Origin of the sequence: Bradyrhizobium nivariense (assembly GCF_029846695.2) — a bacterium.
Lineage (GTDB): Bacteria > Pseudomonadota > Alphaproteobacteria > Rhizobiales > Xanthobacteraceae > Bradyrhizobium.
Map to the genome: position 1 here is coordinate 1 of NZ_JARWCR020000023.1, position 18,853 is coordinate 18,853.

The following is an 18,853-nucleotide window of genomic DNA, read 5'->3' on the forward strand; positions in this document are numbered from 1 at the left end:
AGCCTTGACGACCGCACCCCGGATCAAGCCTACTTCGATCTTCCTCCGCTCCGCGCGGCGGCCTAACACCGGCAGAGTCTCCACTTATCGACGCGGAATTTTTGTTCAGACAATCGGGACCGGCTCTTTGCGCGCGCGCGAACACGTGTCATTTCTAGTGAATGCACGATGTTCGCACCGCCTTCACAAGCACGTCACAGCCAGTGCCCCACAAGCGGGCGCCGGGTTCGATCACCAATCGATCTGTGATCTCAAATCGGCCGTGGTGCCTGCCTGGCGTTGACAATCGACTGCCTCAGGCAAGGCGGTTTCGCGACCTCTGCAAGCAGTTCGCCGAAGAGGCTGGCGGCATCGATCATTTGAGTGAGGCTGAGAAAGCTCAGGTCCGGCAGGCCGCAATGCTCACGCTTCGCGCGGAGGCCCTGCAGAGCGCTCAGGTTCTCGGACAGCTCGTCGATGGTGACGAGGCGATCAGACTTTCCAGCGAAATCCGACGTCTTCTGGACAACATGACGTCCAAGGCATCGGCGCGCAAGGTCGAGGCCGGAAGTACGTCCGACCTGCGCAACTACATCCAGGCGGTGGCGCGTTGAATCTGCTGCAAGCCTGCGAAGATCCCAACCTATTTGGCCGATGGTTCCGCAATCCCGATACCTGGTCGGCATGGTTCGCATTCATTGCTGCCCTGTTCGGGCTTCCGATGACACCGGAGCAGGAGGCCGTCTATCGCGCCCATACTGGTCGGCAATATCAGCCCTCTGAGCCGTTCACTGAGGCCTGGCTGGTCTGCGGTCGGCGCGCCGGCAAATCGTTCGTGCTGGCGCTGATCGCGGTCTTCCTGGCCACCTTCAAGTCCTACAACGAATTCCTTGGTCCCGGCGAGCGCGGCACGGTGATGGTGATTGCAGCCGATCGCCGGCAGGCCCGCGTCATCATGCGGTACGTCCGCGGCATTATCCAAGGTACGCCGTTGCTCGCGGACATGATCGAAGGTCAGCCAAGGGCTGACGGCATCGACCTTGATAACAGCATCACGATTGAGGTCGGAACGGCATCTTTCAAAACGTCTCGCGGCTATGCCTTCGTCGCGGTGCTGGCAGACGAGATCGCCTTTTGGCCGAACGATACCGCGGCGGAGCCTGACCACGAGATCCTTGATGCCATCAGGCCTGGCATGTCCTCGATTCCCGGCAGCATCCTGCTCTGCGCGTCTTCTCCGTACGCAAAGCGCGGGGCGATGTGGGAAGCGTTCAAGACCTACTTCGGCAAGGATGATCCCTCGGTGCTCGTCTGGCGAGCTCCAACGCGGTCCATGAACCCGACGATTTCGCAAAGCGTGATTGATCGCGCCATCGAGCGCGACCCGGCGAGCGCTTCGGCGGAATATGGTGCTGAGTTCAGAACCGACGTTCAAGCCTTCCTGTCCCGCGAGGCTATCGAAGCCGTGGTGACACCTGAATGCATCGAGCGGCCGAGGGTGGATGGCTTCCAATATGTCGCAGCGGTCGACCCTTCGGGCGGCTCCAGTGACTCCATGACACTCGGCATTGCGCATTTCGAGAAACTAACCGGCATCGCAGTGCTTGATTGTCTCCGGGAACGAAAGCCGCCGTTCTCCCCTGAGTCCGTGGTCGAGGAGTTCGCGGAAACGATGAAGAGCTACGGTGTCACGTCCTGCCGTGGCGATCGATACGCGGGGCTCTGGCCACGCGAGCAGTTCGAAAAGCGCGGGATCAACTATCGTGTCGCGGACATGACCAAGAATGACGTGTACCGCGCATTCCTGCCGCGCGTGAACAGTCAGAAAGTCGACCTTCTCGACAACCCCGTGCTGACGAACCAGCTCGCCAACCTCGAGCGCCGCACGGCGAGGGGTGGCAGAGATTCAATCGATCATGCGCCGATGTCCCACGATGACGTCGCTAACGTGGCGGCGATGACGCTGCACTATGCCGCCGAATATAACCGCGTCCCGACCGGACTGGTCGGTCGTTACAGCTGGGGCTGAAAATGGATGTTGAAGACTGGTTGCCGCAAATCACCGCCAACATCATCGGGCGCGGCTTTCGGCCCGACCACCGACCCCCGACGCACACCCCGATAGTTAGGATAAAACCAATGGCAAACCGGTTTCTTTCTCCCGACCCGTCGCGATGGACCGGCCCGACGCACCTTGGAAACGGGCCATATTCGTCGGCGAAGCGGGTATCGAAATTCGTCTTCGACGGCCCTACTGGATCGTCGGTAGCGAAGCTGCGCACCGCATACGTTGGGGCTCTCGATGCCGTCAATTCGCTGAGGACCAAGCGCCAAGAGACCGAGAAGTCAAATCGGTTCACGGCTCTCGGCACCTCCGAGCATGTCGCCGAACACGCGATGACGGACAACATTCCGGCCTTGCGGCGCGCACGGGCTACCGCGGAGAAGATTAAGGCTGAAATCGCGGACAAGCGGTCAGGGCTGACGCTGGCAAAGCCGACTGACGAGCAGCGCCGCGATCATGAGGAAATCCGCGCGGCGATGCGCAGCATGACGGCAGACCAGCGCGCGAAGTTTATTGACGGCAACAGGCATAATCCCGTCGTTGTCGGCGCCATCGCGCATGCGAGCATACCGGAGCTGATCGGCCTGAGCGCGCACCATCAGAAGACGATCCTTGACGACCAGTTGCAGGTAGAACACGGCGAAGCGCTGGCCGAGCTGGCCGATCTGGAGGAGGTGGTCGGGGTCGTTGATCGCCTCACGAATCTGGCGCGGGAAGAGATGCGGGAAATCATTGGCGTTTCCAAGGACGTGTTCGAGAGTGTGGCCAAGGTCGGCGAAGCTGGGGACGGCGAACTGCCATTCCGAGTTGAGGAGCGCCAAATCGGCGGCGAGACCAAAGAGATTTGCCGGATCTACGATTTTGCAGCGAGGCAGTGGCGTGACGCCTCAGCTGATGAGATCGTGAAGGTTGCCGCGTAATGGGGTGGCTTCAGGATCTATTTGGCCAAGGGCCGCGTTACGTCACGATTGCAACGACTGGCGCTCGTGCGACCGGCGACACCGCCGGCCCGGACACCAAGTCCGAGGACGTCACTTGCATGGAGCACAAATGGTGCCTGATCGATGACGTGCTTGAGGGCCATGACGCCATCAAGCGCGGGCGTGAACGCTTTCTGCCGAGGTTCGAGAAGGAATCGGACAAGAAATATAAGCGCCGGCTTCATGACGCGCCTTGGCGCCCGATCGTTCCGGATGCGCTCGAAGGCATCACGTCGCGGCCGTTTACGTCGCCAGTGACGCTGAGCGATACCGCCCCCGCGCAAATGAAAACGTTTGCGGAGGACGTTGACGGGCAGGGCAACAGTCTCAACGTGTTTGCGCGCAACGTGTTTGACGCCGCGGTCAGTCATGGCGTCGCGTTGTTCTTTGTGGACCACACACGCGGCGTTGCTCGGAAGGATGGCAAGGTCAAAACCCTCGCAGACGAAAAAGCGGAAGGTGCCCGGCCGTACTGGGTGCAGATCCCCGTTCGCAATTTGATCGATGTCCGAACCCAATTCATTAGGGGCCGCGAAGTCGTAACGCACGCGCGCTGGTGGGAATTCCCGCACGTCGCGGATGGCTTCGCCGAATCATGCATTCCCCAGGTCAAGGTGGTGGAGATCAAAGACGGCGGCGGCGTGTGGTGGACGATCTGGCAGAAGCAGGGCGAGAAGAATTTCGCACAAGTTGACGGTGGCCAGATTTCAGAAATGACCGAGGTGCCGCTGGTCCGTGTCTTCACCGGGAAAAAGAAGGGCGCGATTGCGTGCAAACCCTGGTCCTATGAACTCTGCCACGTCGCACTTGAGTACTATCGCGCGCTGGCTCGCCAGAATGAAATCGAGAATATGTCGGGTTGGCCGATGTTGGCGGGCCAAGGCGTTGCCAAAAGCACAGACGAGCTTGAACTCGGTCCTGATACCGTGTTGTTTGCGCCGCCAACAGACGCGACCGGTACCGCAAAGTGGGAAATTCTCGGCCCTGATGCCGCGCTTGTCGAGCAGATCGCCAAGGGTCCGGAACGCGTCTACGATGTTTTCTCCAAGCTCGCAATGCAGCCGACCATTCCGAAGGCTGGCGTCACTGCGACAGCTTCAGGCGTCGATAACTCACGCGCTCACAGCGCAATCGAGGCGTGGGCCGGTAATCTCAAGAACGGCCTGGATGAGGGATTAGCCTTCACCGCAAAATGGCTCGGCATCGCAGACACGGCAACGGCGAACGTCAGCACGGACTTTGCCGCACTTACTGGTAGCACCGACGAGGCCAAGATCATCGGCGATGCGCAGAAGCGTAACGTCATCTCAGCGAAGACCGAGCGCTTTGAATTGAAGCGGCGCGGCATCCTCGGTCCGGATTTCAGGGAAGAGGACGAAGAACAGCGGCTCGCCGAGGAGCAGCTAGGGCTCGTGTCAGAGCAACCAATGGACCCGGTATCGGGCGAGATAATCCCGTATTCACAGGCGGCGGAGTAGTAGATGTCTGACGAAACAGTCGCCTCGCTTGGCTTTGCGGTCAATTCTCAGCCGCTCGACGATGCCAAGGACAGCTCTGGAATGCCGAGCGGTGCCCGGCGCTGAGCCGAGAGCGGCGGGTGGAGATGATCGCGGAAACGAGTAGGATGCTGGCCGGAGGGGCCAGCCGATGCCGAGCGTGGACGAGCTCTACGCGGGAAGTTGAAGGACGCACAGCAGGAAGTCCGCAATCTGACTGTGATGGAGATGCGTCCTGATCTCCCGCCCGAGAAGCGTGACATCATCAAGCAGCTGGAGCGGTCAGCCCGCGCGGAAGTGCAGTTGAGGGTGAAGGCGCTGAACTGGCAGATTGAGCAGGACAGGGAAAAGGGCTGACGCGCGTGGGAATGATCCGGGGCGACGACCTGGGCGGCTTCAACCGGCCGATCGTGTATCCGAAGGTTGGGGTGGCGTGATTGCTACTTAAACTTGGGGCCGTCGTGCCACAACCGCCGCAGGATTGGATAATTCGCCCATAAGCCAAAGGGTGTGCGGACACATCCAATCAAGTATAGTGCGGATGTTGTTGTATTCGGTCATCGGGTTCTTGTCGAAGATCGCATAGTGATGCATCACGCTGTTGCGGAATTTCCGCAATTGCTCCAGCTTATCGAACGCTGTCTCTCGCCTCGTTCCGATCGGAGCTTTTGGGAATACAGCGCTGACATTGTACTTCCAGAGGACGTGGGCAACACCCTTCCCCATAAGGTTCTGCCAAAAGCCGAAGGGGAGGCCCGCGACAACGTGATCAACCGTGAAGCCCACGCCGCGCTTAGCTCTTTCAGACGCGACGACGTTAGTTAGGTCTTCTTTGTGCCGATTGGGGATGATCGAGGTAAATTTTGGATTTATGTACCAATTCGGCCCAAATGCTTGCGTTAACCGTTGATGAATTCCGTTCCGGAGAGCCACTTCGGTAAATTGCAACGGGATGTAGAACTCTTCGCACAGTCGCGCGTTCCATACGTACATTCGCAGCGCGAGATTCCTGTCGGTTGACGGCAGTGAGTGAAAGCGCGCCAGTCTGGCCGCAGACATGGCAGCCTCGATCGCGCTCAAAATATGCGGCAGCGGCGAGAAGGGGTATTGCATTCTTAACGATTCAGTCCTAACCACAAAGGCACGTGCCGCGAGAAAAGATCACTGCACATCAATTGGTGTATATCCCTTGCGGACAAGAGGAGGCTGGACCCTGCAGGGGTGCCAGCCTCGCTTGTTTTAGGTCAGACCTTGACGGTGTGCAGGGCATCAACGCAATCAGCGATCAAATGCAAAAACTCTTGTCGCTTTATACTTTTGACTTCGCGATTTTCCATGTTGATGAGAATGAATCGCGCCATTTCATGAGCTACTTCGTACTTTGACTTGCCGGTAACATCGACATCGATTCTGTCGGCCATTTGATCTGCCCTCCTGCCTATTGACGCGCCACTCAACCGGAACGGGCGCCCAAAGGCAATAGCTTCCTCGCCACTCTCCCGCTGCGACTCAGGCGCGGCGTTCCACAGCGCAATTCTGCGCTTAGTGTATTGCCTCAGCGCGGGCGCGAATGATTTCTGAGAGCAGCAGCTTGGCCGTCAATTCGGGCGGCGACCCGCCAACGTGGGTTGCCTTGCTTCCGAACGCAGATTGCACGTACACGATGGCGTTCTGGACGAAAAATGTCCCGTGATGCGCAACACCGTCGATTGTGACTGTGATCGTCCGAACTACAGCAGGCCTTCCCATGTGAAGCCTCGCTCAAGCAGTCCTTAAACTCGACGCACTAAAGTGCATGATTCGGGTGGGGTGTAGAAACACAATCATCTCGCCGCAGATCGGGCAGCGAGTGAAATAATTGCAGCTCCCAGCCCTTCGGCTTTCCCTCTTTCATAGCTCGCGCTCCATCGCAGCATGGGTACGGTTCTTCACCTTCACCCAAAATTTCTGCCGGCCGCCCCGGTAGGGCCGATCGCGGTGTTTCGAGACCAGCCCCTCCAGGCCCATGCGGCAGGCAGCACGGTACAGATCAGGGCCGATCTCGCCCCGCTCGAACGGCGCCACCGTGATTCCATCAGGCCGGCGCGCCAGCAGTCTCTGTAGGTTTGTCTTTCGCAGGTGCAGTGGCATGTCGCGAAGATCGTCCCCGCCCAGCGCCAGCACGTCGAACGCATAAAGCTGCACCTCCTGGTCGTGCTTGCGGGAGTGCAGCGCGTTGAAATCGGAAACGCCGTCAATGCCGAGGATCACGGCCTCTCCGTCGATGGCGAAGTGCTTCTGCCGGTTCTTTAGCGCCGCCTCGGCAATCCAGGGATAGCGCTTGGTCCAATCGGTGCCATTGCGGGAAAGCAGCCGCACGCGCTCGTTCTCCCGGATGACGAGCATCCGGTAACCGTCGTGCTTTACCTCGTGGATCCAGTCTGGTCCGGATGGGACCTGCTTGCCGGCAGTCGCCAGGCAGAGCTCGTACGCCATACGCATGGGCGAAAGATAGGCGCGTCAGAGCATTTTGGGAGTCGGGAACAAACGGTAATGCATCCCGTTTTCACTGTGCTCCGGCTTCAAGCCCCCCTGCAAACCGGAGTAATCGACCCCCGGCTCCTGCGCCTCCCCGACGCAGGAGCCGTTTTTTATCGGAACGATCCGAAAAATGCATCGTTAGGCAATCACCGGCGGTGTTCCAGCTGTTGGAGATGAGTGTGCTCTCTCCAGATCATGTCCTACGTGATTGCCCGAACTGTCATGCTTGGCCGATGCCCGCCAACTTCATCCGCCCGACCTGGCCAAGCCTGTCGCCCCAAATTGAGTTTCGCTGCGCAAGATGTGGTCATCAAGAGACCGCGCTGGTCGAAAGCACAGGCGGGATAAAACCCATTAAGAAACGGCGGCGGGGATCGTTCGATGCTCCGATCACCTGAGGTTTTCAGTCACATGTAGAATGCGCCTGATACAGCTTGTGGCTTGGACCATCCGGCTCAAGGTTTAAGGAAGAGCGCTGCCGAGACTCGAAATGCCAGTCCCCCCGGCAGCACTCTTGTCTCAGACTGGGCACTGAAATCCCAGTCCGTGTTCAACTCTGCAATGATTATGCCACGGGGATGTGACAGGCCGCCAGTTCACGCTGGCGGGCTTCTTCACCTAGGCATTGGTCTTCGGCGTGGGATCGCGGAGACTTGGTAAAGTCGGCGGATCGATCGGCTCGTCGGGAGATGGATCAACTCTGTCGGCCTTCCTTCCGCTGACTAGGGCACCAATAAAGCCGGCGACCACCAGCAGGGCCCCTGTGATCATCAGCCAGTGCGGTAATTCCAACACTGCCATTTGTAAGTCCGAGCTCGAGCATAGTCAAAACGCCCCGGCGTCAAACTGAGTCCGTGGGGCGGGAGGAGGAGCCAAGCTCTCGACGGCCGATCTTTCCTCGTTTAGGCGCTGTTCCAAAAATCGGCGCTCAAGGTCTGAGAGATTGGTTTTAAGCAGCCGCCGATATCGACTGATGTTGCTGTCATGGGCGCGCAGACGGGCGATTTCCTCGTCGGTCACGGTGCCTCCAAATGGATAAAAGAAATCTATAGAGAATAGAAAAGCAATGATTGGCGTTCAACGCCTCTATGAACGCAAGTTTCGTGCCTAGCCGTTTGATTGTCAACAAGGTCCGCCGGTTCACGCTGGCGGGGCCCTGCCAGTGTCTATTGTGCCTGATCCTGGCCGGGATGGGGCAACGGCCCCTCATGGTCGAAAACCGATCCGAGGTCGCGCATATCGATCCATCCGCCGCAGGTGGGGCACTTGATGAAATGCTCTGCTTCATCTCCCGGAGGCTTGTCGGTGCGCTCGCCGATGAACTTGCCTCTCGGTATTTTCATGGGTGGTCCCAACTGTGTAGGCGCCAGCAGAGAGACGGCCCCGGCTTCAGGGGGACCTTTGGGGTAGGCCGGAGCCGCTCCGCCGGCTCGGACGAGCTAGCGAGACAGCAAACTGGATAATCTGGCCTCGGTTCCTAACGGAGCGCCAGCAGATCGGCCGGGTGTCAGTAGCCGCACGTAGGTACCGCTCTCGTGCAGGTCGAGCCAGCCGCGCTCGACTGCATACTTGATGCCGGCGCCGAACTCGGTGCCGCTTCCCTTGAGCGTGTAGAGGAAGGGGTAATTGATCTTCTCGATATGGATTCGGCCGTCCTGGACTGCCTCGATGTTCGAAGCCAGCTGAACGAGCTTGCGGGCGGCGACTTCCGGATCGGCAAAAGGGCGTTCGGTGACGGGTTTCATTGCTGGAATCAAAACCTCGACCTCATGCTTGGCCTGACTTGCCCGCGGCTGTCATGCCAGTTCGGGACGATATGCACAGATCCTGCGGCGCCGCATGCTGAACAGACCAGGCGCAAGCCGACGCGCGACCACGGCTGATCCTTCGGGAGCGCGTCGAGCCGCACGTCGACCTTGCGATCGCAACGGCCGGCTAGGCACTGGATGCTGCAGGTCACATGGCCGTCAGCCAGCCATTCAGCAGGGCTGCGGGGCGGATAATGACCGGCCCATTTTGTATATCGACGGCGAGCGCGCATGCCGTGATCAAAGCGACTTCGTAAGTAGCTCGCAAATTATCGATTCCTAGTAGCTAGGAGTGCGCGCGAGCTACTGTGCGTCGTGGGTGTGGACAAGGCGCCTGTTCACGCTGGCGGGCCTCGCCTGCTAGGCCTCAGCAGTTAGCACCAGCTTCAGGCGTTCGGCTTCCTCCCTCGTAAGGTTGGCCGCCCAACCGCCGGTCCCAATCAGAGCTGGCCCCTTGCGTTCTCGATCATAGATCATCCAACCCACGCTTCCCTCCCGTACTAAAAATCTGGACTGTGAAGGCGCACTCTCATTCAACGGATGGCACTCCCGGAATTGCCCAGCCTTTGGGCTAAGTAATTAGGAACGATCAAGCTACGCATTTGCCCATGTGAATCCAATCGGGAAAACTCGGCAAGTTCCTGTCCGGAAACCATCGCCATGTGCGGAAGCGAACAGCGCTGACTGCCGATTTTTCCAACACTGGGGACGCTTGGCTTTTCCAAGATCCAACACCTGCGGCGGCCTCTTCCTGTGCCGCATGTTCACGCTGGCGGGCTTTCATGCTACGGGGGCCTGAAGCGACCGGTGCCCGCCGGTCTACAATCTCAGTCAACTCCCGCCGGCTCACTAGGTCGGCGGGTTTTTTCTTTGGCTCCGGGAAATTTACGGGCGGCCCTCGCTGGCAGCCCGCTCTGGTTTCGTTCTGCTACCGAACATGTCGCGAACGCGAATGTTCCGCCAGAAGAACACTCCTTGATCTAGCTCAAAATAGAACCCCCTCGATTCCGCGCCGACCTTCGCGGCATGAAGAGGCCCGAACAACCTGCCCCGAAGGAGAACGGGCGGCCTTCGAAGCCGTCGCGCGTAGAGGAGGCTCGACGCCTCATCGAGGAGTACGCGAACGATCTGCGGGAGATCATCAGGAAGCTCCGTCGGCACCTCGACGGAGGGAGCCGCCCTTGACGGACCGATCTGATCATCCGGTCCCTTCTCGCGGATATTCAGCGCATGGCCACCGGCTGCTTGATGGTCCCCAAAGTCATCACGAGGACCCTGTGTCCCCTCGGGGAAAAGATGGGAATTACCTCGAAGGCCCGCCGGTTCATGCCGGCGGGCTCAGTTGTTTTGCTTCGAGACAGCGCGCTGGAAAAGCTGGATGAGCTCGCGCGCGGCCTCATCCAGAGTGCCGTGCTCTCCACGCCTCCTCTGAATTTCCAAAAGCAGTTGGATGAGCGCCGCGCTGGCGATACCCAGCGGCACGTTCCGGACGCTCAAGTAGTTCATGAGATCCTTGGTCAGCTGCATCACCTCCGCCTCTTCGGCTTCGGTCATTTCACTAGTGGCCATCGGTTGCCTGCTCTCTCTTGCCGATTTGTCAACGGAGGTTGTCTTTGCGAGTGCCAATATTTTCCTAGCAAATACAATGGCTTAAAAATCTGCATCTAGATAAGCGGGGATACCCGCGCGCGAAAGGGTGAACAAATCTGGAACTAGTATCATCTGGTGGTAAATTGATTTCAGCGCGAGTGTTCGCGACCTCTCGACAGACGATTACCACCCAAACTGGGAGTTTGTACGCCAATGATGAAGGCCGCTGACCGGGCTGAAATGGTAATCCGACTCCCGCGCGAGACCAAATCCTGGCTCGAACGCAGGGCATCCGAAAATCTGCGCAGCCAAAACAGTGAAATCATCCTCGCTCTGCGTCGGCAGATGGAAGCGGAACAGGTTGCTGACTGATGTCACGGGTTGCGCCGCTCACTCCCAAAGAAACGGCCTTGAGGTTGGGCATCACCGAGGATCAACTCGGTGCGTTCACTCACGATGGGGAAATTGCATATATCAACGTCGGGCGCGGCAAGAAGCGCCCGCGCCGCCGGTACACGGAAGAAGACATCCAGGAGTTTCTGGAGCGGCGACGAAGGAGAGAGGCATCATGTCCGTCTATCGGGACAAACGCTCGCCGTACTACCAATTCGACTTCCAGTACGACGGTCGTCGGTTTCACGGCTCGACGAAGTGCACGTCTCGAAGAGACGCGGAGAAGCTAGAAGCCGCTGAGCTAGAGAAGGCCAAGTCTCTGGTGAAGGCGATGAAGCGCTCTCGCGCATCGCTCGCTATTGATGACGTCGCTGATCGGCTCTGGAACGATAGCGCACAGTATGACGCCGAGCCGAAGGCTGCCGAGACCAACCTTGCGCGGCTGATCGACTATTTCGGTAAGGCGAAGTCGCTCACTGACATCAACCACAATGAGGCCAAGAAGCTTGTGGCTTGGCGCCGCGGGCATCGGGTTTCCAGGCGCGGCAAGCGGACAAAAGAACAAGAGGCGGCATTGCCGCTCATCTCCAATGCCACCGTGAACCGCTCAACCACGAAGGTCCTGCAGCGGCTGTTCGCCTTCGCCAAGGCTGAGGGCGCGGTGTTCGAGGGCGAGCCGAAATGGGATGAACTGATCCTGCCCGAGCCCGAGGAGCGGGTGCGCGAGCTGAAAAGCGAGGAGGCCGACGCCATCGATGCCGCGATGCGCGACGACTATGGCCCCTTCTTCGACTTTGCGAGAGGCAGCGGCATGCGACTGAATGAGTGCGTTACCTTGCGCTGGACTGAAGTGGATTTCGGCGCACGCCAGATTGTGCGGCTCGGCAAGGGCGGCCGGCGCGTGTTGTTTCCGATCACCCCGCATGTCCGCGAGATCCTGTTTCCGCTGCGGGGCCAGCACGCCGAGTTCGTGTTCACCTACGTTGCCGTCTGCGCCAACAAGCGTCTGGGCCGCCTGCGTGGCCAGCGCTACCCGCTGACGTACACCGGGGCCAAGACGGCCTGGCAGCGAATCCGCGCTAGCGCTGGTTTGGCTGACTTCCGGTTCCATGACTTCCGACATGACTTCGGCACCAAGCTGCTGCGCGACAGCGGCAATCTGAAGTTGGTTCAGAAAGCGCTGAACCACCGCGACATCAAGAGCACACTGCGATACGCGCACGTGCTGGACGAAGACGTCGCAGCGGCTGTTCAGCAACTCGCAGAGTCCCGGAAAAAGTCCCGGAATAAAGCACGAAAGGTAAGCTAAGGTTTTGAAAATGCGAAAGATATCTGAACCAAAAAACAAGCTTTCAGATGTCGTTCGCTGCGACGCTCGGGCTCGTCGCACTGGTGCAGATCGGCATGCCGAACCTGTTCGCGTCGCCGGATCATTCGGCGACCGCGCGCATTGCAATGTGGGGCGGCCGCGAGATCGCGATGCTGTTCATGGCTTCGCTGATCGCGGGACTTGCGACCACGCCCTATGCCGCCTTCCACTTCCACCGCGTCACGCCGTTCGGCGTGCTCGCCAATCTCGGCGCGATGCCGGTGGTCTCGGCGCTGGTAATGCCGGCGGGGCTGTTAGGGCTGCTTGCGGCTCCCTTCGGGCTCGACAGCGTGTTCTGGTGGCTGATGGGGATCGGCGTCGACTGGATGGTTGCGGTGTCGCGCTGGGTCGCCGCATTGCCGGGCGCGGTCGGCCATATCCCGGCTTTCGGCATTGCACCTCTGATCGCGGCGAGCCTGGGGATCATCGTGCTGGGCCTGTTGCGCACGCCGTTACGCTGGTCCGGCGCCCTGGTGCTGCTGGCTGCGATCCTCTGGGGGCTGTCGGTGCGGCAGCCCGACATTCTGATTGCCGGGGATGGTCAGAGTGTCGCGGTCCGGGGCAGGGACGGACATCTGCATCTGATCAGGGCGAGCAAGGACGGCTTTTTGCTCAAAGAGTGGTTAGCTGCCGACGCCGATCCGCGCGATGCCGGCAGCGCCTCGCTGGCCGACGGCGTGTCTTGCGACGAAGCCGGCTGCGTGACGCCGCTCGCCGACGGCAGGCTGGTCGCGCTGGCACTGCGCATCGACGCACTGGCGGACGATTGCAGCCGGGCCGCGCTGGTGGTGACGGCACGTCCCGCGCCGCCCGATTGCGCCGCGATGGTGGTCGATCGGCAGCGGCTCGCCAGCCAGAGCGCGCTGGCGCTGACGCAGCGTGGTGACGGTTTTGCGGTTCAGGCGGTGAGGGCGAGAGGCACGAGCCGCCCCTGGTTGCCGGCCGGCGCCGGCGCAGGTGATTTCGATGGCAGTCTTGCGCCGAAGACGGCCGCGCCCCGCACCCGGGACGCAACGCCGGCGGAGACCGACTTGCAGGCCGAGGATTGAGCGGATCGGCCAGAGCATCTTCGGCTCCGATTGAATCAGAACCGAAGCTCTGGATTCTGACGCGTTTTCTTCACGCGAACCGGTATCCACTTCGCTCTCTAGAGATACCAGGCCAGCACGGCGTCGAGCCCGGAATTGCCGATGACCGGCAGGGCCACCATCCGGCTCAGTCCGGATGCGCGGGCCTCAAGGCCGGCGACCGAGCCGTCATGCGCGAGCTCATCGTTGAGCGCGGGCATGCCGGTGGCCCAGGCCCCGCCGATGCTGCCTTCGCCCCTGGCGATGGATTTCGTCGCATAGAGCGCGGCAAGGTCGGTCTGCGCACTGCAATCGCCGGCGCGAAACACCAGCGCCGAGCGGATCTGGTTCGGGACCCAGATCTCGAAGCGTCGCGCAATCGGCGTGGCCTGCGCCGAGAGGAATGTCAGGACCCAGGTCTGGTCCGTGCCGGTCCGATAGGGCACGCCCACGCCGAGATTGATCCCGACCTTGGCCGCGTCCTCCCAGCGCAGGAAGCTCCTGGCGTCGTGCAGGTCCTTGATGATCAGCGGCAGGCCCGCCTTCCAGGTGCGTCCAGGCAGGCCAAAGCCGCGAGGAAATTTGGTGTGGCGAGAGTTGAACTCGAACATATCGGCGGTGCCGTAATAGCCGTCGACGAGCCCCATCTCGTGGGAGACATCAGGGTCGTTGTGCCAGAGCTCGATCGCGCCGACATGCGCTTTGCCGTCGCCGCAGAACAGCACGATGACGGCCTGGAGGAATTCGCCTGCAAACACCGGTACCGCGACGCCGCAGGTGAGGCCGGCTACGAGCGCCTGATCGGTCCGTTTGAAATAGGAATTGGCGAATCTGGTGAGGATTTCGGGGTGGCCCGAGGCCCAGGCCTTGCCCGGAAGTCCCTCGTCATATCCGAAGTGCAACTCTTCGCTGACGGCCTTGAACGCGGACAGCCCTTCGCCGTAGAGGCCGCCACCAAATTCCAGCCGCATGCGCGTCCGGTCGGGTACCCAGAGTTCAACGACGCGAAGGAAGGTTTTCATCGAGCGTGTCCGCCGTCTCAAGCCCTTGACAGCATCGGTCATTTGGCTGCGAAGCGGACGTTCATAATTCAGGCAGGGCGGCTCAAACTTCGTGCTGCGCAGAGGCGCAGCGGCTTGATCAATCCGATCGGATTTCGCTGGACGCGACCGCACCATCTCGCCGGCCACGGCCGGCGATGGCAATTCAATCCTGGCCTCCAACCTCTCGGCCGGAGGGCGGCTGTGTCAGCCGATCGGCAGGCGGGTGACCGTCGGCTGCCTGTCGGCGATGATCTCCGGCTTGTGCTCGCGATCAGTGACCGGCTGGGTCACCGGCAGTTGCAGCACGGTTGCCTGCTGGCCCTCGACGAGCTGAGTCACCAGCACGTATTTGCCGTCGGGGAATTCAATCGCATCATGATGGCGGTCGGGAATGTGCGGATCGATCTTGCCGAACTTGCCGACGCGGGAATTGATGGTACGCGTCCAGATCCAGCGATTGTCGTAGCGGACGTTGTCGGTGAAGGCGAGCTCCGTTCCCGGCAGCAGGCAGACGGCCACGGTCGGATCGGCTGCGGACGCAAAACCACGCGTCGAGGTGCCGCGGAAGCTTGTCGTGACGATCGTCTCGCCGACTTCGGCGGGACGCGACGCGACGGCATGCAGGCTGTAGTCACACATCGGGTGCTCCTCAGGCTGGGATAGCGCCCGCGTCTCTTATCGAGGCGCAGGCCTCTATCAGAGTGGAAACACGCAAAACTCTACTTGGTTGTGGGCAAATCTGCGGCTGGTTTCCGCAAGCCGCGATCACATTATCTTTTAGGAACAAAGGCTGCTGCGATGCATTCGGGAGGCGCGTGTCAACGCCCTGCGGACGCCGACCAGCCCGAATATTGCCAGCCTGGCTGCGACGGTTGCGCGATCGCATTCCGCGCGTTGCGGACTTGATCGCTGACCGCTGTTTCCTTGCGGACATGGTGACGCGATTGTGCGGCAAATGCTGGCGACGCTGATGCTGCGATCAGCGCCGCCGCAACTGTGCTCAGAATGATTTTGCGCATGACTTCTCCTCGAACCTGAAGGCCGCGAAGCCCCTGGGTGCTTCGTGCGGCGTATCGAGGATCTAGCGCCGGAGGTGGGCCCGGATAATCTGTGCGGAACCAGAAAGACTATCCAGCCCGAGCGGACAATGATCCGCTCCAATCTCTGATCGGGCTGCCGATCGGAAGCGCGCGCGGCGCCAAGGACTCCCGGTATCAAGGACTCCCGGTATCAGTACTTCCGGTACAGCCCGATCAGCTTGCCCTGAATCTTCACCCGGTTCGGCGGCAGGATACGTACCTCATAGGCCGCGTTGGCGGGCTCGAGCGCGATCGAGGCGCCGCGGCGGCGGAAGCGCTTGAGGGTCGCTTCCTCGTCGTCGATCAGCGCCACCACGATGTCGCCGGTATCGGCGCTCTCGTTGCGCTGGATCAGCGCCATGTCGCCGTCGAGGATGCCGGCCTCGACCATGGAATCGCCGCGCACTTCGAGCGCGTAGTGCTCGCCCGAGCCGAGCATGTCGGGCGGTACGCTGATAGTGTGGCTGCGGGTCTGCAACGCCTCGATCGGCGTGCCGGCCGCGATGCGGCCCATCACCGGCACCGCAACGGGACGCTCGCCCTCGTCCGCAGACAGGCTGGAGCTCGCGCGCACCTTGCCGAGATTGCCCTCGATGACGCTCGGCGTGAAGCCGCGGCGGCTGCCGGCGGCTGCCTGGAGCTCGGGCAGCTTGATGACTTCAATCGCACGGGCGCGGTTGGGCAGGCGCCGGATGAAGCCGCGCTCCTCGAGCGCCGTGATCAGGCGATGGATACCCGACTTCGAGCGCAGGTCGAGCGCATCCTTCATCTCGTCGAAGGAAGGGGGCACGCCGCTTTCCTTCAGACGTTCATTGATGAACCGCAGAAGCTCGTATTGTTTGCGCGTTAACATCTCGACCAAAGTCCCCCGATTGATGCCGTTCGATTCCGAGACGCTGAATTCAGCAATAAGCCGCTACACGCTCGAAACAAATCATGAACGGACACTATATGTTCGATATGTGTTCCGCAACTGCTTAATTTACCGTGAACAGAGCGAAGTTCGCGGAACCCGCATTCTCGAGGCACTCAGACGGGGAGCCGCAACACCTCGCAGGGCGTGCCGGCTTCAGCCTTCGGCGCGAACGGTGCGCGCACGAGAAGTACCTGTGCCGCAGCGAGATTCGCAAGCAGCGAAGAGTCCTGATGACTGACGGGAAGGGCGATGCGCGTGCCGTCGTCGCGCTCCTCCAGGCGCGCGCGCAGATAGTCCTCGCGCTGGTCGTTGGCGCCGACGTCGCGGCCGAGCGCGGCGCGCTCACGGCGATGGTGAATCACCGAACGGCCCGACAGGGCGCGAATCAGCGGCACCATGAACAGGAAGGCGCACACATAGGACGACACGGGATTGCCCGGCAGGCCGATCACGCCCATTGCGCCGAGCCGTCCATGCATCATCGGCTTGCCCGGCCGCATCGCGATCTTCCAGAACGCCATCGCGATACCTTCGTCCCTCAGCGCCTGCTGGACCAGATCGTGGTCGCCGACCGATGCGCCGCCGGTCGTGATCAGGATGTCGGCGTCGCTCTCGCGGGCGCGGCGGATGCCGGCGGTGGTGGCCTCCAGTGTGTCGGCGGCAATACCGAGGTCGATGGTCTGGGCGCCCTCGCTGCGGGCGAGCGCATGCAGGGCGTAGCCGTTGGAATAGACGATCTGGCCGTGACCAGGCGTGGCGCCCGGCATCACCAGCTCGTCGCCGGTGGCGAGAATCGCGACCTTCGGACGCCGGCAAACGGGAAGATGCGGATGATTCATCCCGGCGGCGAGCGCGAGGTCACGCTCGGTGAGGCGGATTCCCGTGCGCAGGAGCACGTCGCCCTCGCGGAAATCGACGCCGGCGGGCCGGATGTGCCGTCCTGCGATCGCGGCTTCCTTGATCGTGATGCGCTTGCCATCAGCGACCGTGTCCTCCTGGATCACGACGGCGTTGGCGCCGTCGGGAACGACGCCGCCGGTGAAGATCCGCACGGCCTCGCCGGCGCCGACCGTTCCCGCGAACGGCCGACCCGCTGCGACCTCGCCGATGACGGTGAGCTTCGAATCGATCGTCGCGGCGTCAGCTGCGCGCACGGCGTAGCCGTCCATCGCCGACATCGCCTGCGGCGGCTGCGTACGCCGCGCTGCGACGTCGCGCGCGAGCACGCGATGGTAGGCTTCGTCGAGGGAAACCATCTCTTCGGGCAGCGGCTCTGCACTCGCCAGCACCGCGGCAAGCGCGTCAGAAACCGGCATCAAGGCCACGGCGAAAACTCCTGCTCGGCACGTTCGGGCGAATGTTCCGCAAGTCTTCTAGCCGAGCGCGGGCGCAGAGGCAAAAACAGCTGAGCGGGCGCAATTCATCCCGCTGCTTCACATTGTTCTGGAAGGCATGATCAAGCCCGGCGAGGCATGGTCCAGAGAACGAGGCAGATCGGCAGAAGAGTGGCCATGGCAAAAACGAGAATGACGAGCGCCACGGCCAGCATCGATCAGCTCTCTATCTGCCCGGGACTTACGTCGGGCGCTTTCGGCCCCTGATCCTTGTCGGGGAGCGGATCGGCCTGGGATTTCAGGTCGGCGGCCTTGCGCACAAGCTTGGCCGAAAGGTCCGAGTCTGAAGTTGTCCTGGCGAATTCAAGAAGAAGAGATGCCTGCTTGGTGAGGTAGGTTTTGCCCAACACGATGATGCGTCCGTCCGTAGAGATCCCGACGGACTCTAGAGTCCGGAACCCGGTATTCCGTTCCCGGAACTCGGTATAAAAATGCACAAAGTGATCGGGTTCCTCAGCTTCGTCAAAATTAGTTCCGACGGGGCCGTGCCTCCTGGGTTTCGCGACGGCGGATTGTCGTCAGATACCCAATGCCTTCAATGCGTTCCCGACGTCACGCGGCGAGGTCACATGGACCGCCGTCAAGCCGCGCGCCCGCGCTCCCTCGATGTTTTCAGCAAGATCGTCGAAGAACACGATACGCCCGGCGGGTACGCCGATCGCAGCGATGACGTGGTCGAAGGCCTCGGCATCCGGCTTGCGCAGGCCGATGCTGGACGACAAATACAGCTCGCGGAAATGGCCGAGGAGATCGGCATATTCCTGCGAGAAATAGTCCACGTGCGGCCGGTTGGTGTTGGAGAAGGCGTAGAGCGGCATCTGCTTCGCCGCCCGCGGCAACAGCTCGGCGATGTCAGGCATTTCGCCGGCGAAGATCGCGTTCCAGCCTTCCAGGAACTGCGCGTCCGAAATGCCGATTCCGAGCGAGGCTCGCAATGAGGCGAAATAGTCCTCGTCGCTGATCTTGCCCACCTCATGCAGCCGATAGGCTTCGCTGTCCCCCACATAGCGCGCGACGATGGATTCGGGCTTGCAGCCGGCATGTCCCGCCCAGCAGGCGATCGCCTTGGAGAAATCGATGTCGAGCACCACGCGGCCGAGATCGAACAGAAGCGCATCCGCGCTGCCGGGAGAGAGCGATGTCACCTGCATCCT

Annotated in this window: 21 protein-coding genes and 1 pseudogene; 9 read left to right on the plus strand and 13 right to left on the minus strand. The window is 61.1% G+C overall.

Annotated elements, in window-relative coordinates:
• The first annotated feature begins 398 nt into the window (after window positions 1-398).
• From QCM77_RS20110 to QCM77_RS20130, 5 genes are all read left to right on the plus strand, one after another.
• Window positions 399-593 (plus strand): hypothetical protein, encoded by a 195-nt coding sequence (locus tag QCM77_RS20110; protein ID WP_279684616.1) that lies wholly within the window; start codon window positions 399-401, stop codon window positions 591-593.
• Window positions 590-2,008 (plus strand): terminase large subunit domain-containing protein, encoded by a 1,419-nt coding sequence (locus QCM77_RS20115; RefSeq protein WP_279684618.1) that lies wholly within the window; start codon window positions 590-592, stop codon window positions 2,006-2,008. The genes QCM77_RS20110 and QCM77_RS20115 overlap by 4 nt, the downstream gene beginning before the upstream one ends.
• A 110-nt stretch (window positions 2,009-2,118) precedes the next feature.
• Window positions 2,119-2,964: a hypothetical protein gene (locus QCM77_RS20120; RefSeq protein ID WP_279684619.1), complete on the plus strand. Its 846-nt coding sequence runs from the start codon at window positions 2,119-2,121 to the stop codon at window positions 2,962-2,964.
• Window positions 2,964-4,502 carry a DUF4055 domain-containing protein gene (locus tag QCM77_RS20125; protein WP_279684620.1) on the plus strand — a complete coding sequence of 513 codons (1,539 nt, stop codon included), beginning with the start codon at window positions 2,964-2,966 and terminating at the stop codon, window positions 4,500-4,502. The genes QCM77_RS20120 and QCM77_RS20125 overlap by 1 nt, the downstream gene beginning before the upstream one ends.
• Before the next feature lie 201 nt (window positions 4,503-4,703).
• A complete protein-coding gene (locus tag QCM77_RS20130) occupies window positions 4,704-4,877 on the plus strand; it encodes a hypothetical protein (protein WP_279684621.1) in 174 nt (57 codons plus the stop codon).
• Window positions 4,878-4,964: 87 nt separating this feature from the next.
• Here QCM77_RS20130 and QCM77_RS20135 read toward each other — a convergent pair whose 3' ends face one another.
• From QCM77_RS20135 to QCM77_RS20165, 7 genes are all read right to left on the minus strand, one after another.
• Window positions 4,965-5,633 (minus strand): hypothetical protein, encoded by a 669-nt coding sequence (locus QCM77_RS20135; protein WP_279684622.1) that lies wholly within the window; start codon window positions 5,631-5,633, stop codon window positions 4,965-4,967.
• A 131-nt stretch (window positions 5,634-5,764) separates the two neighbouring features.
• Window positions 5,765-5,941, minus strand: coding sequence for a hypothetical protein (locus tag QCM77_RS20140; protein ID WP_279684623.1), 177 nt, complete (start codon window positions 5,939-5,941; stop codon window positions 5,765-5,767).
• 469 nt (window positions 5,942-6,410) lie between these two features.
• Window positions 6,411-6,995 (minus strand): ATP-dependent DNA ligase, encoded by a 585-nt coding sequence (locus QCM77_RS20145; protein WP_462804341.1) that lies wholly within the window; start codon window positions 6,993-6,995, stop codon window positions 6,411-6,413.
• A 663-nt stretch (window positions 6,996-7,658) separates the two neighbouring features.
• Entirely contained in the window at window positions 7,659-7,841 is a 183-nt protein-coding gene (locus QCM77_RS20150) for a hypothetical protein (RefSeq protein WP_279684625.1), read from the minus strand.
• Window positions 7,842-7,865: 24 nt separating this feature from the next.
• Window positions 7,866-8,060: a hypothetical protein gene (locus QCM77_RS20155; RefSeq protein WP_279684626.1), complete on the minus strand. Its 195-nt coding sequence runs from the start codon at window positions 8,058-8,060 to the stop codon at window positions 7,866-7,868.
• A gap of 419 nt (window positions 8,061-8,479) precedes the next feature.
• Window positions 8,480-8,785 carry a hypothetical protein gene (locus QCM77_RS20160; protein ID WP_279684627.1) on the minus strand — a complete coding sequence of 102 codons (306 nt, stop codon included), beginning with the start codon at window positions 8,783-8,785 and terminating at the stop codon, window positions 8,480-8,482.
• A gap of 1,401 nt (window positions 8,786-10,186) precedes the next feature.
• Window positions 10,187-10,402: a hypothetical protein gene (locus QCM77_RS20165; protein ID WP_279684628.1), complete on the minus strand. Its 216-nt coding sequence runs from the start codon at window positions 10,400-10,402 to the stop codon at window positions 10,187-10,189.
• A 249-nt stretch (window positions 10,403-10,651) separates the two neighbouring features.
• Here QCM77_RS20165 and QCM77_RS20170 point away from each other — a divergent pair, with 249 nt between their 5' ends.
• The 4 genes and pseudogenes from QCM77_RS20170 to QCM77_RS20185 form a co-directional block, all read left to right on the plus strand.
• On the plus strand, window positions 10,652-10,810 hold the full coding sequence (locus tag QCM77_RS20170; protein WP_279684629.1) for an Arc family DNA-binding protein: 159 nt from the start codon (window positions 10,652-10,654) through the stop codon (window positions 10,808-10,810).
• On the plus strand, window positions 10,810-11,121 hold the full coding sequence (locus tag QCM77_RS20175) for a helix-turn-helix domain-containing protein (protein ID WP_462804342.1): 312 nt from the start codon (window positions 10,810-10,812) through the stop codon (window positions 11,119-11,121). Before QCM77_RS20170 ends, QCM77_RS20175 begins: the two co-directional genes overlap by 1 nt.
• On the plus strand, window positions 11,007-12,140 hold the full coding sequence (locus QCM77_RS20180; RefSeq protein WP_279684630.1) for a tyrosine-type recombinase/integrase: 1,134 nt from the start codon (window positions 11,007-11,009) through the stop codon (window positions 12,138-12,140). Before QCM77_RS20175 ends, QCM77_RS20180 begins: the two co-directional genes overlap by 115 nt.
• Window positions 12,141-12,178: 38 nt before the next feature.
• Window positions 12,179-13,249 (plus strand): annotated as a pseudogene (locus QCM77_RS20185) (ComEC/Rec2 family competence protein); the annotation flags it as partial.
• 98 nt (window positions 13,250-13,347) lie between these two features.
• On the opposite strand, the gene QCM77_RS20190 reads toward QCM77_RS20185, so the two are convergent.
• The 6 genes from QCM77_RS20190 to QCM77_RS20215 all read right to left on the minus strand — a co-directional run bounded on the left by QCM77_RS20190 (window position 13,348) and on the right by QCM77_RS20215 (window position 18,850).
• Window positions 13,348-14,289, minus strand: a complete 942-nt coding sequence (locus tag QCM77_RS20190; protein WP_279663899.1) for a GAF domain-containing protein — start codon at window positions 14,287-14,289, stop codon at window positions 13,348-13,350.
• A gap of 225 nt (window positions 14,290-14,514) precedes the next feature.
• Window positions 14,515-14,949: a hypothetical protein gene (locus QCM77_RS20195; RefSeq protein WP_279663898.1), complete on the minus strand. Its 435-nt coding sequence runs from the start codon at window positions 14,947-14,949 to the stop codon at window positions 14,515-14,517.
• A 591-nt stretch (window positions 14,950-15,540) separates the two neighbouring features.
• Window positions 15,541-16,242 (minus strand): transcriptional repressor LexA, encoded by a 702-nt coding sequence (gene lexA, locus QCM77_RS20200; protein ID WP_279663897.1) that lies wholly within the window; start codon window positions 16,240-16,242, stop codon window positions 15,541-15,543.
• A 176-nt stretch (window positions 16,243-16,418) separates the two neighbouring features.
• Entirely contained in the window at window positions 16,419-17,630 is a 1,212-nt protein-coding gene (locus QCM77_RS20205; RefSeq protein WP_279684632.1) for a molybdopterin molybdotransferase MoeA, read from the minus strand.
• A 227-nt stretch (window positions 17,631-17,857) separates the two neighbouring features.
• Window positions 17,858-18,136, minus strand: coding sequence for a hypothetical protein (locus QCM77_RS20210; RefSeq protein WP_279663894.1), 279 nt, complete (start codon window positions 18,134-18,136; stop codon window positions 17,858-17,860).
• An 81-nt stretch (window positions 18,137-18,217) separates the two neighbouring features.
• On the minus strand, window positions 18,218-18,850 hold the full coding sequence (locus tag QCM77_RS20215; RefSeq protein WP_279663892.1) for an HAD family hydrolase: 633 nt from the start codon (window positions 18,848-18,850) through the stop codon (window positions 18,218-18,220).
• Window positions 18,851-18,853: the final 3 nt, after the last annotated feature.